This window comes from Pelagibacterium sp. (assembly GCF_048264985.1).
Taxonomy (GTDB): Bacteria; Pseudomonadota; Alphaproteobacteria; order Rhizobiales; family Devosiaceae; genus Pelagibacterium.
This window is the reverse complement of record NZ_JBLXCL010000002.1, coordinates 370,465-384,877: the sequence shown is the minus strand read 5'-3', so window position 1 is coordinate 384,877 and position 14,413 is coordinate 370,465. Positions and strand designations below refer to the sequence as shown.

Genomic DNA, 14,413 nt, shown 5'->3' with positions numbered 1-14,413 from the left:
ACGTCTTTCCGGTACTTTTGTCGCTAATCAACGGTGTGCTCTCCGGTTCATTGAACCTTACGCACCGCAGCGGTGAAGTCCAGAATTGCCGATTCTTCCTTCATGGGGCGAACGTACCGTTCGGTTGGTTATCCCTGAGCTTGAGATTGCCGAGGCGTTCTTTGTGTCCCGGATTGAGCTTTCACCGGACCTGAGCGCGGTTGATCTTGAAGTCGTGACCATCAACGAGGCGGCTTACACGTGGTCAACTGCCGAGGAAGGGGAAACTCTGCCTTGCCGCAAGAGACATCGCCCGATCTGGAGTTCCCTGTCCCTGAAAACACAGTCCTTGAGGAAGCCGAGGAAACCGCTGGGCTGACTATCGGTACCGTGGACACACCAGACCGTGACAATATCGAACTTGAGGCTGAAAACCGGCTTGGTGCTGGTGGGCTTTGGCAGGCAATGCAGATCAACAGCCAGACCGAAGCCGTGTTCCAGACCAGCGAGGACGGGGATTATTAAGCCCGGTTCCGTTGGCGCGGCCCGCAATCAACCGTGGGTAGCTGGTCAGCGCCATTGGCAGAGATAACGCTGCCCGTACCCGAATAACCGTACCTGTCCCTAACGCCTTTATCGCCGGCCAGTGAGCGTGCTTTTTCTATTTGAGGTTTCCTATGCCCGAGACATCTACTCAAACAGTCAACCGCGTCTATCGCAACTTCAAGCGCTAAACTGGGGATGGCCTAGCCAATGAGCCGACAGGAGTGCCGACGGCGCTGGCTGGATCATCCCTGGTATCGCCGGAACCTTCGTGGACATCGGCCCTGACTGGTTCAACGATAATTGCACGGCCAGCTTCAATTTCCAGGGGGCTGGCCCCAAGGATCGTGTCTATCGCGCTGCTGATCACGACTTCAGCATCAACGGTGCGCTTAATGGCGCGGGTGGATTGGTAACGATCACATCCTTGTGGCTATGCACCTGCGGTGGGCACTCTGTTCACTGCTGAGCGCCCTTGTCTTCTTCGGTTCATCATCTGGGCGAAAGTGTATCCTGAAATCACAAACATCAGTGCAGGAATTACCTGAAAGTAAATGACGTCATTTACAATGGACTGAGCGCCTATCGAAAGAACAGCCGCTATTGTGACATTTCGAGCGAAACTGTTTCGTTCAATCCAAATCAACGCAAGGCCGAAAAAAGCTGACCCAAGGTATAGGAACGCATATATAGCCCCTCCCTTGTACACTGCGGTAAGCAGAACGTTGTGCAGACTGGAGAACTCGAACTCCATCACGTCAATCAGGTTGCAGAATCCGCATCCCTTCAACACAATATTCGGCGTTAAGCGTTCGAGGGATTGGCGATAAATCTCCAGCCGGCCAGTCGATAGGTCGTCAACGTTGCCGGTTTCAATGTTCGTCAGCGCTCGATCAAACTTAGTGGCCCCCAAGCCCGATTCTTGCGGCCCAATGGTCCAAATACCGATGACGACAATGAAGATTGCGAACGCCAGCCATGCCTTCTTCTGCCGAGGAGCGAGCGCCAGAAGTGCAAGGAAAAAGATTATCGCTCCGAGCATTACCTGGCGCGACCACATAGTGAAGGAAATGGCGATTAGTAAGCTCGATGAGGCGAGGACAAGGTGTGCCAGAAACTTCCTCTCTATCGCTTCGACAGATCCAAGCCCCAGAGCTCCGATGAACATAGAAATGGTAGCCAACGTGATCACCGCGTACTTTCCATAAAACGGAAAGAATGACTGGATGAATGTAGTTTCATCAGAACTGTACGAGGTGGACTCGTATGCCATCGAGGGGACGAGGTGGCCGTTCGTAATGAATAGATCAATCGCAAAGATGGTTGCAACAACTACAGACACTGGTGCAATCCACCTCAATATGCTGGCGAGGTCTCCGAAGCGGCGTGCGAGCGTAATCCCTACTAAGAGATAGGGGGCACCACTAGAATAGCTGGCCGCGCCCAATAGATTGCGTAGCCGTCCATCGCTACCCACGCTGCCAATCAGGGCTAGAAAGCCGCACAAAACCATGAAGGCAACCACTGCCCAATGGGCTTTCTCATCAGGCCGAAAGAGTAGAAATGCTGCGGGCGCCAATAACAACGCCGGAGTAACCTCAAATCCAGGAACGGCAAAAATTTGCACCGGCAACGCAGCAAATATTAAGAGCAGTACGGCTAGGCAAACTCGCCAACTCGATTCCATGCTGGTCTGCTCAGTAATATTCATGGCGCGCGTCCCAATCCGCAAATGTTTGGTGGGAATAACGGTCTATAGCTAAAGAATCTAGTATTGGCGGCATTTTATTTCAAACTGCAATGCCAACAAGGCGTTCCCACCGGACCGCCTCTTTCTTTTCCGATACATCGACATCGATAGGAGGCCATTATGGCCAGACCGCTCCAACCCGAGGTGATTGAGCATATCAAACGTAGGGAAGGATTCCGTGCCAACGCCTATCCCGATCCCGGTTCGGTCAACGGAAAGCCCGTAGCCATCGGTACGGACAGACCCGGCGAAGCGGGAAACCTGTTCAGTTGGGTGAAACGATCACCAAACCACTGCGAAGCAACCAGCACGACTTCAGGAACCCGAAGCATGGTGATCCGCTGTCCGGCACACGCAGGCATCTCGGCGAGGACTGAGGTCCTTGCTCCCGCGCTAGCTGACTCGCAAAGAGTGGTTTGGTCGTGACTGTACAACAAAAGTAGAAGCATGCCGCACTGCGTTGCTTTATGTCCGGCTGTGAAAGGCTAATTTGGGGCTTTTGCGGTGCGCACTTTCTTGCAATAAGGTTCTAGCGCTGCTTCTCGTTGTTTAACTCCAGACGGGCTTTTTTACAGCTGGAGTGCCTTCGACAGTGGCCACTGATATTGAAGTCAGTATACATCATGAGAGGGCTTTTTATGAATTTTTCATCTTTGACGCGCTTGGCGCTATCCGCAGTTGCCTTAACTGCAATCGCTGCGTGTTCTACTTCTGGCAGCTCCCCTGAAATGGCCGAAGCATCGCAGGCTTTTGAAATCAACGACGTTTCGATCAGCAGCATGACAACTGCGAATCTATGTCGTGACCTGGGAGGCCAGGGCGCTGCGCCTACAGTGACTGTGACCCATACCGCTGTGGCCGGTGTTCCCATTCGACTTGCGCTAACGGATCGCCTCAGCGACGGAAGCACCTTCAACCATCGCAGCACCCGTGTTTCATCGGACGCATCCGGCACAACGGTTGTCAACTATTCGTTCTTGCCGCCGTGCAACACCACGGACGGACGTCTGGACTCCGACTACCGTTTGACCGTGCAAGCTGGTGACGAAGGGAAAACAATCTCCTGGGCGAAGTTCAACTCTGGGACACGCACAATAAACTAAGTTCTTTGGAGAGACTGGCAACGGTCCGGGCAGCGAAACCTGCCTAGTCCATCCCATCAGTCTCGCATGAAAGTGACATGTGAAGCCGCCCATTTAGGGCGGCTTTTTTGTATTCAACACCGGGAGAATGACATGAGGGCTGCGCGTTTCGCCCCCGTTGTCCGCTCGCTCGCGGCGAATGTATTCAGGCACCGCCGCTCCGCGACGACATGGACCGCCAGATCAGATGCTGGAGGGTCGCCGCATGAACATCGAAATCGAAAATCTCTCGGTAAGCTATGGCTCGGGGCTTTTCTCGCGTAGCGCGCCGGTCAAGGCGCTCGATCAAATCACGCTTTCCATTCCCGCCGGTTCGACCATGGGCATTGTGGGCGAGAGTGGGTCGGGTAAATCGACTTTAGGGCGCGTGCTCTTGCGCATGTTGCCACCTGATGCAGGTGCGGTCTCGGTCGGGGGCAAAAATCTTTATGGTTTGCGTGGCTCTTCATTGGGCGCATTTCGACGCAATGTGCAGGCGGTGTTTCAGGATTCGGGCGCTTCGCTCAACCCGCGGCAGAACATTGGGGCATCGATCGCCGAAGGGCTCGACATTCATCGGATCGGGACAGTTAGCGAGCGCCATACACGGCTGATCGAATTACTAGAAGGCTAGTTTTTGACCGAGCACGCTCCTCGGCCTGACGGCAATGCAGCCAGGCCGAGCATGCATGCTGTGATCGGTTCGTCTCTAAATGATCGCGGCTGTTCTTGGCAGTTCCGATAGAACTTCAGGGCCGTCGGCGCGCATGATGACAACTTCTTCAAGGCGGATTCCGAAACGGCCGGGCAGGTAGATGCCGGGTTCGATGGAGAACACCATGCCTTCATCGAGCACGGCGTCGCTGTTGGCGGCGATATAGGGAGGCTCGTGAACGTCAAGGCCCAGGCCGTGGCCGGTGCGGTGCAAGAAGAATTCCCCATAGCCTGCTTCCGCGATGACTGTGCGCGCTGCAGCGTCGATCGCATTGGCTTTGACGCCCGGTCGTGCCGTTGCCAATGCTGCCTGTACTGCGGCGTCGACGATAGCGTGGACACTGCTAAAGGCTTCGCTCGGCTCTCCCATATGGGCAACACGTGTCATGTCGCTGGGATACCCGTCGAGTCGTCCGCCGATGTCGAGCAATACGGCGTCATTGTCCTTGAGGACGGTGTCGCCAGTATGATGGTGCGGAAATGCGCCATTCTCGCCGAAACAAACGAGATCGAACTGCGGGCGCGCGCCATTGTCGAGATAGACCGAGCGGATCACCGAGGCGACGTCGCTCTCGGTAACGCCCGGTTTGAGCGCGGCGAAGCCCGCCTGCATCGCCTTGTCGTTGAGCAATTGGCTTGCCTTGAGACGGCGGCATTCATCCTCATCCTTGCGGGCGCGCAGGAACGAAACCGTATCGCCTGTAAAGCGGCGCTTGGCGCCCGGCAGAGCATCGAGCAGCAGCAGCGCGAAATCGGCGCGCATGGTTTCGTCGATGACGATCGAAGGTGCCGAACGGTCGATGCCGGTATCGTCTAGCAGCTTGGCGAGTGCGGCGTTGGGGCCGTCACTGTCACTCCAGGCCACCATCGGCAAATTGGAAGATTTGCGCGCCGCGTCCAGATTGAGCGCAGGCATCAGAAAGCCGGCATAGGTTGCGGAAACGAGCAACATCACCGGACGTTCGTCTCCATGCGGATCGACGCCGGTCAAATAGACCATGTGGCTCGATGGCCCGATGGCGACGAGGTCTGTGCCCGTTTCGGCCATGCGCCGGCGAAGGCTATCGATGCGGGAAGGTGCGGTCATTATCGTCTCCGGGATATAACAGAAAAGGGAGCCGCCCGTGGGCGGCTCCCAAGTGCGATATGATGTTTGTTAGTCCTTGGTCACAAGGCGATAGAATACGAAGTCGGATGTGGCGCCGTTCACATAGCCATCGACATTGTCTGCCATGGCAACCTCATAGGCGGCCTGGAACATGATGACGATCGGCGAATTTTCCTGAACTTTGCGCTGCAGGTCGAGGTAGAGCTCGTTGCGTGCATCGGGATCAGCTTCCGCCAGGGCAGCCATTGTTTCCTGGTTCATTTCGTCGGGAACGGCCCAGGCATTGCGCCAGGTTGTCGTTGCCGCATACGCCTCGTCGGAATTATCCGAGTTGTATGCGAACGCCTTGGCGTTGGAGTGCGGATCCATGAAGTCGGGGCCCCAATAAAGCAACATCGCTTCGTGGCTGCGTTCGCGGTACTTCGTGATGACCTGAGCAGCGGTGCCGGGAATGATCTCGAAGTCGATCCCGGCTTCGCCAAATGTTGCCTGCAGTGACTGAGCCATGTCGGTGAAGGGGGCAGCGTTGATCACGTCGAGCGAGACGGTGATCGGGGTTTCGATGCCTGCCTCTTCCAGGATTTCCATCGCGCGATCTGGGTCGTAGCTGTAGGGCGTGTCGTTGAGCGCGCCCGGGAACCCATCGGGCCAGAATGCCTGATGTACTTCCATCTGACCGGCAAGGAAGCTGTCGGCCATGCCGTCATAATCCACCAGATACCGCGCGGCTTCCCAAACGGCTTCGTCTGCCAACTGTTCGGACTTCTGGTTGAAGGACAGGAAATGGACTGCAGCCTGGGGGAAGGTCTCCACCTTGGCGCTGCCGTCGAGCGCTGCAATCTGGTCGGGTGTCAGATTGCGGGCAAGGTCGACATCGCCGGTTTCGAGAAGCAATTGCTGAGTGGCTGCTTCTGCGACGTGACGGATGATGACGCCTTCGATTGCTGGTGCCCCGTTGAAGTAGTCCGGGTTGGATTCGAGGCGGACGATTTCAGCAGGACGATAGGCTGAAAGCGAGAACGGTCCCGAGCCTGCCGAATTGGCATTGAGCCAGCCATTGCCCATATCGCCATCGGTTTCATTGGCCATGACCGTTACTTCATCAACGATCGAAGCAGGGCGTGCCGCAAGCACGTTGAGGACGAACGCTGATGAGAAATCACCCTCGTAGCGAACAACAACGGTGTTGCCGTCGACGGTGACCATTTCGTCGATGTTTTCAGGGGTCCAGCCGAGCTGGGTCAGAATAAACGCCGGTGTCAGATCAAGCTCAACGACGCGCTTGAACGAGAATAGGGCGTCTTCCGGGCGGACAGGGTTGCCGGAATGGAAAGTCGCGCCTTCGCGCATAGTGAAGGTGATGGTCTTGTTTTCGTCGTCGGCTTCCCATTCGCTGGCCAAACCGGCGGCGAGAACCGCTGTGTCTTCAGCATCGTACTGCACGAGACGGTCATAGACGTTGGTTACAAGTTCGCCCGAACTGAATTCATAGGCTTGGGCCGGATCGATAGCGACAATGTCGTCGATGTTCTGGGCCACGACCAGGATGCCGGCAGGTGTCTCCGCAAGAGCGGCGACGGGAGTTAGCGGCAGGGCGATTGCCGTTGCCAGCAATGCGGCGCGGAAAATCTTCATGATTGGTCTTCCTTTTGCGTTGATGTTGGGGTGACCGGCTGGATGTCCGGCTTCTTGTGAGCGTCTGGGAGAATCTTCGACGCCGTTATGGATTGAAAGAGCGCAAGCGTGCCCGCCCAGAGTAGCTTGGCTGGCTCGGTGCCGTGGTTTGCCCAAGCGTGCGGCTGGTTGCCACGAAAATGAAGCGCATCACCGGCGCCCAACACCATCGTCTCATTGGCCAGGCTCTGGGTGATCGTGCCCGAAAGAACATAGAGCAGCTCTTCGCCCTCGTGACTTACGGTTTCCGATTGATAGCCTACTGGCACTGTCATGATGAAAGACGAAAGCCTGTTGCCTGGGAATTCGGTCGAAAGGCGTTCATAGACGATGGATGTGCCATCGATGGAAAATTTGCGGCGAGTGTCGGCCTGGCTCAGCGCATCTTTGGCGGTCGGAGCGGCAATGAAATAGTCGACCCTTACGCCAAGCGCTCGGGCGATCTGGGCCAGGGTGCCCAAGGAGGGTGTTGCTTGATCGCGCTCGATCTGGCTCAAATAGCCAACTGAGGTTTGGGCGGCGTCGCCGAGCATTTGCAGCGTCATCTGTCGCTGCTTGCGGCGGTCACGAACAAGGGCGCCGATTCTGGGTGATCCGTCGCCGGTCGCCGCCCTTTCATCCAACCCTGTCATTGCGCCTCCACCAAAATTTTTTTGATCTAAGCAAAAAATTTTGTATGATCCAAGCGAATTGTGACATCTCTTTTGTTCTCGAGGGTCCAATCGCCATCGTTTGATAGGGTTCGCAAAAGGAGTAGCGGCACGGTGTCATTAGACGGACAGCCAGATAGCAAGCCGATAGACCAGCCGGTGCGGCAGTGGAGTCGCCGGCGCATCAATGCGCTGCTCAAGGAAGTTGGCTGGTTCGTCGTTACTGTGGCGCTGACCTGTCTGGGGTTGTTGGCGATTACGTTCTTCATCGGACGCGTCGTGCCAATCGATCCTGTCCTTGCTATTGTCGGTGACAGGGCTTCGGCCAGTACCTATGAAGCGGCGCGCGTTGCCATGGGCCTCGATCGGCCGCTTTACCAGCAATTCTTTTCTTATGTCGGCGATATTCTGACCGGTGATTTCGGCACGTCAGTTTCCACCGGGCGTCCGGTGCTCGACGATCTGGCCCGCGTCTTCCCCGCAACGCTCGAAATGGCCACTATCGGCATACTGATCGGTGTTTTTCTGGGTGTGCCGATGGGCGTTCTTGCGGCGTCGCGTCAGGGCAGTCTGGTCGATCAGGTCATCCGCGTCGTTGGCCTTTTGGGCTATTCGATCCCGGCGTTTTGGGTCGGTCTGGTCGGGCTGGCGCTATTTTATGCGCAGCTTCGCTGGGTTGGCGGTCCGGGCCGTGTCGGCATTTTTTACGATGGGCTGGTGCCCCATATCACCGGGCTTATGCTTGTCGATAGTCTTTTGACCGGTCAGGTCGAGGTGTTCTGGGACGCTGTGAGCCACATTGTTCTGCCATCTTCAATCCTCGGTTTCTTCTCGCTCGCCTATATCGCGCGTATGACCCGCTCATTCATGCTCGATCAGCTCAGCCAGGAGTTCGTGACCACGGCTCGCGTCAAAGGTGTGCCAGAATGGCAGGTGATCTGGCGGCATGGATTTTACCCAATCCGAATTCAGCTGATCACGGTCATCAGTCTTTCCTATGCGGGGCTTCTTGAAGGTTCGGTGATGATCGAGACCGTCTTTTCATGGCCCGGTATCGGCAATTATCTGACGACGGGGCTGTTCAATGCCGACATGAATGCCGTGCTGGGTGCCACACTTGTCATCGGTGCCGTGTTCATCCTCATCAATAAACTGTCGGACGTGCTCTATCGCGTCCTCGATCCGAGGGCGCGCTGATGGCCTCCACACGTGACTGGCTTCTTGCCGATTCTCCAACCACGCGATTGCAGGCTTTCGCCGGGCGCTTCTACAGACTTACGCTGGGCCTGCTGAGCAACCCGCTGACGGTCGTGGGGTTGATCATCATCACCGTCCTGATCGTGACCGCCCTGGCTGCCGATTGGATAGCGCCGTATTCGGCCATCCGGCAGGATCTTTCCAATCGCCTGATGGCGCCAGGCTGGGATCATTTGATGGGCACTGACGCCCTTGGTCGGGATATTTTCTCGCGCGTCGTCTATGGCTCGCAGATCACGCTCACGATCGTCGGCCTTGTGGCAGTCATCGCTGCACCGCTTGGCTTGGTCATTGGTGCTGTGTCGGGCTATTTCGGCGGTTGGGTCGATCGGGTGCTCATGGGGATCACCGATATCTTCCTTTCGATGCCCAAGCTTATACTGGCGCTGGCTTTCGTTGCCGCACTCGGGCCGGGCATCAATAATGCCATCATCGCAATCGCTGTGACGACATGGCCTGCCTATGCGCGTATCGCGCGTGCCGAGACTCTTACATTTCGCAATTCGGAGTTCATCTCGGCAGTGCAGTTGCAGGGTGCATCACCCCTGCGCATCATCGTCATGCACATTCTGCCATTGTGTACCTCGTCGATGATTATCCGCGTAACACTCGATATGGCTGGCATCATCCTGACTGCTGCCGGACTTGGCTTTCTCGGGCTTGGTGCGCAACCGCCCTTGCCTGAATGGGGCGCAATGATTGCAACCGGACGGGATTTCATTCTCAACCAATGGTGGGTCGCAACAATGCCCGGCCTCGCTATCGTTGTTGTCAGTCTTGGCTTTTGCTTCCTTGGCGATGGACTGCGCGATGTTCTCGACCCCAAGCAGGGAGAAAAACATTGAGTACCCCGCTGCTGGACGTCCAAAATCTGAGCGTTTCTTTTTCGACCCATCGCGGGCCCGTCGAGGTGGTCAAAGGGATTTCCTTCTCCCTTGGGCGCGAGCGTTTGGCGATTGTCGGAGAAAGCGGCTCCGGGAAATCGATGACTGGGCGCTCAATCCTGCGCCTCATCCGGTCTCCAGGGCGCGTGCGCGCCGACAGGCTCAATTTCGATGGCATCGATCTTCTATCGCAAAGCGAAAAGCAGATGCGTTCGATACGCGGCGCGCGCATTTCGATGGTCATGCAAGACCCGAAGTTTTCGCTCAATCCAGTGATGACCGTTGGCGAACAGATCGCCGAAGCGCTCAGGGTGCATGACAAGGTTTCTGGTCGGGAGGCACGCGATCGCGTTATATCGATGCTCGAGGCAGTGCGTATCAACGAACCGGCGCGCGTTGCCAAACTCTATCCGCATGAGGTTTCAGGCGGCATGGGACAGCGGATCATGATTGCCATGATGCTCATTCCCGAGCCCGACCTGCTCATTGCCGATGAGCCGACCTCTGCGCTGGACGTTTCGGTGCAGGCTCAGGTGCTCGATATCATCGACGATCTCATTCGCACCAAGGGCATGGGGCTTATCCTGATCAGCCATGACCTCAATCTGGTCTCGCGCTATTGCGACAGGATATTGGTGATGAACGCCGGTCAGATCGTTGAAAGTTGCGCGGCTAAGGATCTGGCCAATGCAACACATCCTTATACACGCGGCCTTCTTGCGGCTATGCCGCGGCTCGATGAGACGCGTGAACAACTGCCGGTTCTCGATCGGGCAAGCTGGGGCGGGACATGACGAGCGCCATTACACTCAAGGATCTTTCGATCTCCTATGGCGAGACGGCGATCACTCACGATATCTCCCTCGACATAATGGAAGGGGAGAGCTTTGCGCTGGTGGGCGAGTCGGGGTCAGGCAAGACCACGGTTCTGCGCGCCATAGCCGGGCTTGCGCCGCAGTGGACCGGCGAGATCGCTCTGTTGGGCGAGCCGCGCACTCATGGTATCGAGACCGCTTCGGTTCGCGCGTCGCAGATGGTGTTTCAGGACCCCTACGGTTCGCTGCATCCTCGCAAGACCATCGACTCGGTTTTGTCCGAACCGCTGGCCATTCATGGCCACGGCAATCGCGGAGAGCGTGTTGAAGAGATGCTCAAAGCTGTCGGGCTCGATCGGCGGTTCAGATTTCGCTACCCGCACCAGCTATCGGGCGGCCAGCGTCAGCGCGTCGCCATTGCTCGGGCGTTGATGCTCGAACCCAAAGTCTTGCTCCTGGACGAACCCACCTCGGCGCTCGACGTCTCGGTGCAGGCAGAAATCCTCAATCTTCTCAAGCGCCTGCAGCGCGAGCAGAACTTGACCTACCTTATCGTGACCCACAATCTGCCCGTTGTTGCCTTCCTTTGCGATCGTCTGGCCGTGATGCGCCACGGTCGGATCGTCGAAGTCGCCACGGCTTCCCAATTGCGCGCCGGCACGTTTGCCGACCCCTATTCGCGCGAACTTTTTGCCGCAAGTGGCGGTGTCCCCGCCTGATTCAAGGATTTTGACATGACAAGTTCCGATACCGTTTCCGCACGCCTGCAGTTTGATGCCGCCATCGCCGCCGCCACAACGGCTGAAGCGGCATTTGGGGCGCTCCAGGAATTGGCGCGCCAGATTGTCGGGGCGAAGCTGTTCACTGTAATGGAAGTGGATATGGAGGCCGAGGTCGCGCGTCGGTCCTATACGTCCGACCCCGAGAGCTACCCAGCCTCGGGCACCAAACCCATCCGCTATGATCGCTGGTTCGATATCGTCCACAAAGAGCGTCAGCTGTTCGTGGCAAACACCATCGAGGACATATCGACTGTGTTCCCCGACTACGAGCTTATCGATTCCCTTGGGTGTCAGTCGGTGGTCAATCTACCGGTTGTACTCGCCGGTGAGCTTGTCGGCACCGTCAACATGCTCGACGTTGAACATCACTACGCTCCGGAGCGGGTCGAGGCGATCAAACGCGAAATCTCAATCCCGGCAAAGCTCGCTTTACTGATTGCACAGCGGGCCTGAAAGATTTTGCGAGCGCGCGTGCAGGTTGGGTGACGGCTGGATGATCCGGCCGCCGTGCCCTCGGCGCCGGGCCGATTTCAGCCAACGCGCGCCCATGCGCCAACGAGACGCGGATAGTAGATGCAGGGATCGTTTCCGGCCTGAGCTTCGGCGATGAGCCGCTCGTGCAATGTCCCGATATCGATATTGTCTGGACTTGCGATGCCAAGGGCTTCCATGGCCGGCATGAGGCTCCGCGTGGATTCGACGATGAACTCGAAGCCGTCCACATCTTGATCGTTGCTGATCCGCGTCAGCCCGATCATGGCCGGTGATAGTCCCGCCGTGCGGTATGCTGGATAGAGTGCTGCGCCCATATCGGCAGTGCGGCCTGAACGGCGATACACTTCACTGATTTGATCGATGCATTTGTGCAAGAGCGGCAGGGCCGGCTGAGCATAAGACGTTGAGATATCGAACTCGATAAACGTGACAAGCGTTCCTTGCTTCAGGCGCTGGGCCAGACCGGCCATTGCGGCGCCTGGATCGGCCATGTGCAGCAAGAGAAAGCGGCCGGTCACTGCATCGATGTCAGCGGGGAGTGTTGCGTCCTCGAGCGTGCCGGAAACAAATTTCACATCAAGGCCCTTGGCCTGCGCACGTGCCCTGGCCACCGAAAGTGCAGCTTCGGAGGGATCAAGTCCTATAATCTTGCCTTGGGGCCCGACGATTTCGGCTGCAATCAGTGAAACGTCGCCAACTCCGCACCCAACATCGAGGACGCGCATACCCTCTTTCAGCCCCGAGCGCAGCAGAATGTCGCGCGTCAGCTCTGCGAACAGGGCAGCCTGACGCTCAAGCCGAACCAGCTCGCGCTGGGAATGGCCCAGGATATAATCGTGCTCTTTTGCTTGGGTCTGCTGGGCGCTCATGGGGTCCTCTGAAGATAAGGTGTCGGCTGTTGCACTGGGATTTTGTGCGCGGAAAGCTCTCGATGGTGCCGTTAACGTGGCTTACACGTCCGGTCCGGTAGTTTGGCTCAACTGGTATCCTGAGTGGAACCTGAGATGTTGTACAGCCGCATAAAGACGAGACAAGCCAGCATCGCGTTGCTTGAAACCCGGGGAGAAGGCTTTCCGGTGTTGTTTTTGCACGGCAATTCGAGTTCCAGCGCAGCTTTCTACAAACAATTTGAATCGCCTTTGGCAGATCGATATCGCTTCATCGCTATCGATTTGCCCGGCCACGGTGCGTCGGACAATGCCGCCGACCCCAAGGCTGGCTACACAATTCCTGGATTTGCCGACACCGTTGTTGAGCTGATCGATGCGCTTGGTGTCGAAGCCATAGCGGTTGTCGGATGGTCTCTTGGCGGTCATGTCGGTATCGAGCTGCTTGACAAAGATCCGCGCATAGCCGGGCTTATGGCTGTTGGAACACCGCCGGTATCCGGTGGCGTGCTCGGTTTGCTCCGTGGCTTTCACAAGCAGTTCGATCTCACATTGACGACGAAGGGTCGGTTGACCCGCAGGGAAATGGCGAGGCTGGCGCGGTTGTGTTTTGGCGATGCAGCGCCTCAGAACTTGCATGACGCGATCGCGCGTGCCGACTGGCGGATGAGAAAAGTCATGGGACATGGCCTGATGATGGGCGCCGGCGTCGATCAGAAAAAAGTCGTCGAGCACAGCCCAGTCCCTTTCGCGGTGGTCAATGGCAAGCGGGAGCCATTTGCCCGCCTCGATTATCTGGCGGGCCTAGATTATGCCAATCTTTGGGATGGGCAGTGTCATGTTATTGACGCGGCCGGACATGCCCCGTTTCTTGAGGCGCCTGAACAGTTCAACGCATTGCTTGGCCGGTTCATCAACGATGCTGCGGCCTATGCGGCGAATAGCCAGGCGTCGGGATTGCACCGGCGCCACGGCTGATTTGCATTTAGTGGAGGTTGGCGGGCTCCACTCGTCCCGAGAACACTGCTGTGGCCATAGTTTCGAGTGAAGAATGAACAGGCCCGAACAAATAATCCATCTCTGCCGCTGTAGTGTTCATGAAAGGGTAGCGCGCAATAACGCTCTCCCGTACAGCGCAATAGTCAATGCCCATAAGGCTTAACTGTTTTTTCAAGCCATGATATTGGCGGGGTGGGCACAATGGCCTCATGCCGAACAGGCGGCGATAAAACGCCTGATGCTCAACGCGTACGGATGCAAGGCCCAGACTTGCGCTATAATATTCAGAGGCGAGAAAGCCAAGTCTGGCCGTGATATAGGGCAATTCCGGATGTCTTCCGCTTACTGAGGGGCTGACGGCAAAGCGCGTCGGATCCACAACGATATGTCCCTTGTCGATCTCGGGACGCAACGTTTCTGGGAACGCGTCGACAGTAGGGGAGTGGGGATTTTTAGGGCTGGCGTAATGTACACGAATGGTGCTGGCCATGTCGCCATCCATGTAAACGCCAAATACATGCACGTTTTCAGAGTGATCGTAGTCATCGGTCAGGCGTTTTTCAAACCCAATCGGAATCATGCCTTCGCGCACGTAAGCTTCATAGCGTAAATGGAACGCATGCTCGCGATCTCCCGGGCCTTCGAGCCTGCGGTATTCGATACGCTTGAGGAAATCGATCAGGCGCTGGGAAAATGAAACTGTCCCTGCTGATGCTAGTGAACTCATGAACTGCCCCCTTAACCGTACTAGGGAC

15 protein-coding genes are annotated in these 14,413 nt (G+C 56.8%); 8 read left to right on the top strand and 7 right to left on the bottom strand.

Translation table 11 applies throughout. The features are described 5' to 3' along the window. Positions 1 to 273: 273 nt before the first annotated feature. A complete protein-coding gene (locus tag ACN0TA_RS11165; protein WP_417582848.1) occupies positions 274 to 504 on the top strand; it encodes a hypothetical protein in 231 nt (76 codons plus the stop codon). A gap of 451 nt (positions 505 to 955) precedes the next feature. On the opposite strand, the gene ACN0TA_RS11160 is transcribed toward ACN0TA_RS11165, so the two are convergent. Both ACN0TA_RS11160 and ACN0TA_RS11155 read right to left on the bottom strand, forming a co-directional pair. Then, complete coding sequence (locus tag ACN0TA_RS11160; protein ID WP_417582846.1) at positions 956 to 2,233, bottom strand: hypothetical protein; 1,278 nt, start codon at positions 2,231 to 2,233, stop codon at positions 956 to 958. A gap of 568 nt (positions 2,234 to 2,801) precedes the next feature. Beyond that, entirely contained in the window at positions 2,802 to 3,053 is a 252-nt protein-coding gene (locus ACN0TA_RS11155; RefSeq protein WP_417582844.1) for a hypothetical protein, read from the bottom strand. Positions 3,054 to 3,619: 566 nt separating this feature from the next. On the opposite strand from ACN0TA_RS11155, the gene ACN0TA_RS11150 reads away from it, so the two are divergent. Next, complete coding sequence (locus tag ACN0TA_RS11150) at positions 3,620 to 4,027, top strand: ATP-binding cassette domain-containing protein (protein WP_417582842.1); 408 nt, start codon at positions 3,620 to 3,622, stop codon at positions 4,025 to 4,027. Between the two features lie 75 nt (positions 4,028 to 4,102). Here the strand turns inward: ACN0TA_RS11150 and ACN0TA_RS11145 are convergent, their stop codons facing one another. The 3 genes from ACN0TA_RS11145 to ACN0TA_RS11135 form a co-directional block, all read right to left on the bottom strand. Next, entirely contained in the window at positions 4,103 to 5,194 is a 1,092-nt protein-coding gene (locus ACN0TA_RS11145; RefSeq protein ID WP_417582840.1) for a M24 family metallopeptidase, read from the bottom strand. 69 nt (positions 5,195 to 5,263) lie between these two features. After that, positions 5,264 to 6,850: an ABC transporter substrate-binding protein gene (locus ACN0TA_RS11140; protein WP_417582838.1), complete on the bottom strand. Its 1,587-nt coding sequence runs from the start codon at positions 6,848 to 6,850 to the stop codon at positions 5,264 to 5,266. Next, positions 6,847 to 7,521: a helix-turn-helix domain-containing protein gene (locus ACN0TA_RS11135; protein ID WP_417582836.1), complete on the bottom strand. Its 675-nt coding sequence runs from the start codon at positions 7,519 to 7,521 to the stop codon at positions 6,847 to 6,849. The genes ACN0TA_RS11140 and ACN0TA_RS11135 overlap by 4 nt, the downstream gene beginning before the upstream one ends. A gap of 177 nt (positions 7,522 to 7,698) precedes the next feature. On the opposite strand from ACN0TA_RS11135, the gene ACN0TA_RS11130 reads away from it, so the two are divergent. From ACN0TA_RS11130 to ACN0TA_RS11110, 5 genes are read left to right on the top strand one after another with little or no spacing between them, the layout of a single operon-like run. Continuing rightward, positions 7,699 to 8,736, top strand: a complete 1,038-nt coding sequence (locus ACN0TA_RS11130; RefSeq protein WP_417583059.1) for an ABC transporter permease — start codon at positions 7,699 to 7,701, stop codon at positions 8,734 to 8,736. After that, positions 8,736 to 9,641 carry an ABC transporter permease gene (locus tag ACN0TA_RS11125; protein ID WP_417582834.1) on the top strand — a complete coding sequence of 302 codons (906 nt, stop codon included), beginning with the start codon at positions 8,736 to 8,738 and terminating at the stop codon, positions 9,639 to 9,641. Before ACN0TA_RS11130 ends, ACN0TA_RS11125 begins: the two co-directional genes overlap by 1 nt. Further along, positions 9,638 to 10,474: an ABC transporter ATP-binding protein gene (locus ACN0TA_RS11120; RefSeq protein WP_417582832.1), complete on the top strand. Its 837-nt coding sequence runs from the start codon at positions 9,638 to 9,640 to the stop codon at positions 10,472 to 10,474. The genes ACN0TA_RS11125 and ACN0TA_RS11120 overlap by 4 nt, the downstream gene beginning before the upstream one ends. Beyond that, the gene (locus ACN0TA_RS11115) at positions 10,471 to 11,214 is read left to right on the top strand and encodes an ABC transporter ATP-binding protein (RefSeq protein ID WP_417582830.1); all 744 of its coding nucleotides are present in this window, start codon (positions 10,471 to 10,473) and stop codon (positions 11,212 to 11,214) included. The genes ACN0TA_RS11120 and ACN0TA_RS11115 overlap by 4 nt, the downstream gene beginning before the upstream one ends. Before the next feature lie 15 nt (positions 11,215 to 11,229). Beyond that, positions 11,230 to 11,730, top strand: a complete 501-nt coding sequence (locus tag ACN0TA_RS11110; RefSeq protein ID WP_417582828.1) for a GAF domain-containing protein — start codon at positions 11,230 to 11,232, stop codon at positions 11,728 to 11,730. A gap of 77 nt (positions 11,731 to 11,807) precedes the next feature. Here ACN0TA_RS11110 and ACN0TA_RS11105 read toward each other — a convergent pair whose 3' ends face one another. Further along, positions 11,808 to 12,641 carry a class I SAM-dependent methyltransferase gene (locus ACN0TA_RS11105; protein ID WP_417582826.1) on the bottom strand — a complete coding sequence of 278 codons (834 nt, stop codon included), beginning with the start codon at positions 12,639 to 12,641 and terminating at the stop codon, positions 11,808 to 11,810. Between the two features lie 135 nt (positions 12,642 to 12,776). On the opposite strand from ACN0TA_RS11105, the gene ACN0TA_RS11100 reads away from it, so the two are divergent. Beyond that, positions 12,777 to 13,637, top strand: coding sequence for an alpha/beta fold hydrolase (locus tag ACN0TA_RS11100; RefSeq protein ID WP_417582824.1), 861 nt, complete (start codon positions 12,777 to 12,779; stop codon positions 13,635 to 13,637). Positions 13,638 to 13,644: 7 nt separating this feature from the next. Here the strand turns inward: ACN0TA_RS11100 and ACN0TA_RS11095 are convergent, their stop codons facing one another. Then, positions 13,645 to 14,385, bottom strand: coding sequence for an N-acyl amino acid synthase FeeM domain-containing protein (locus ACN0TA_RS11095; protein ID WP_417582822.1), 741 nt, complete (start codon positions 14,383 to 14,385; stop codon positions 13,645 to 13,647). Positions 14,386 to 14,413: the final 28 nt, after the last annotated feature.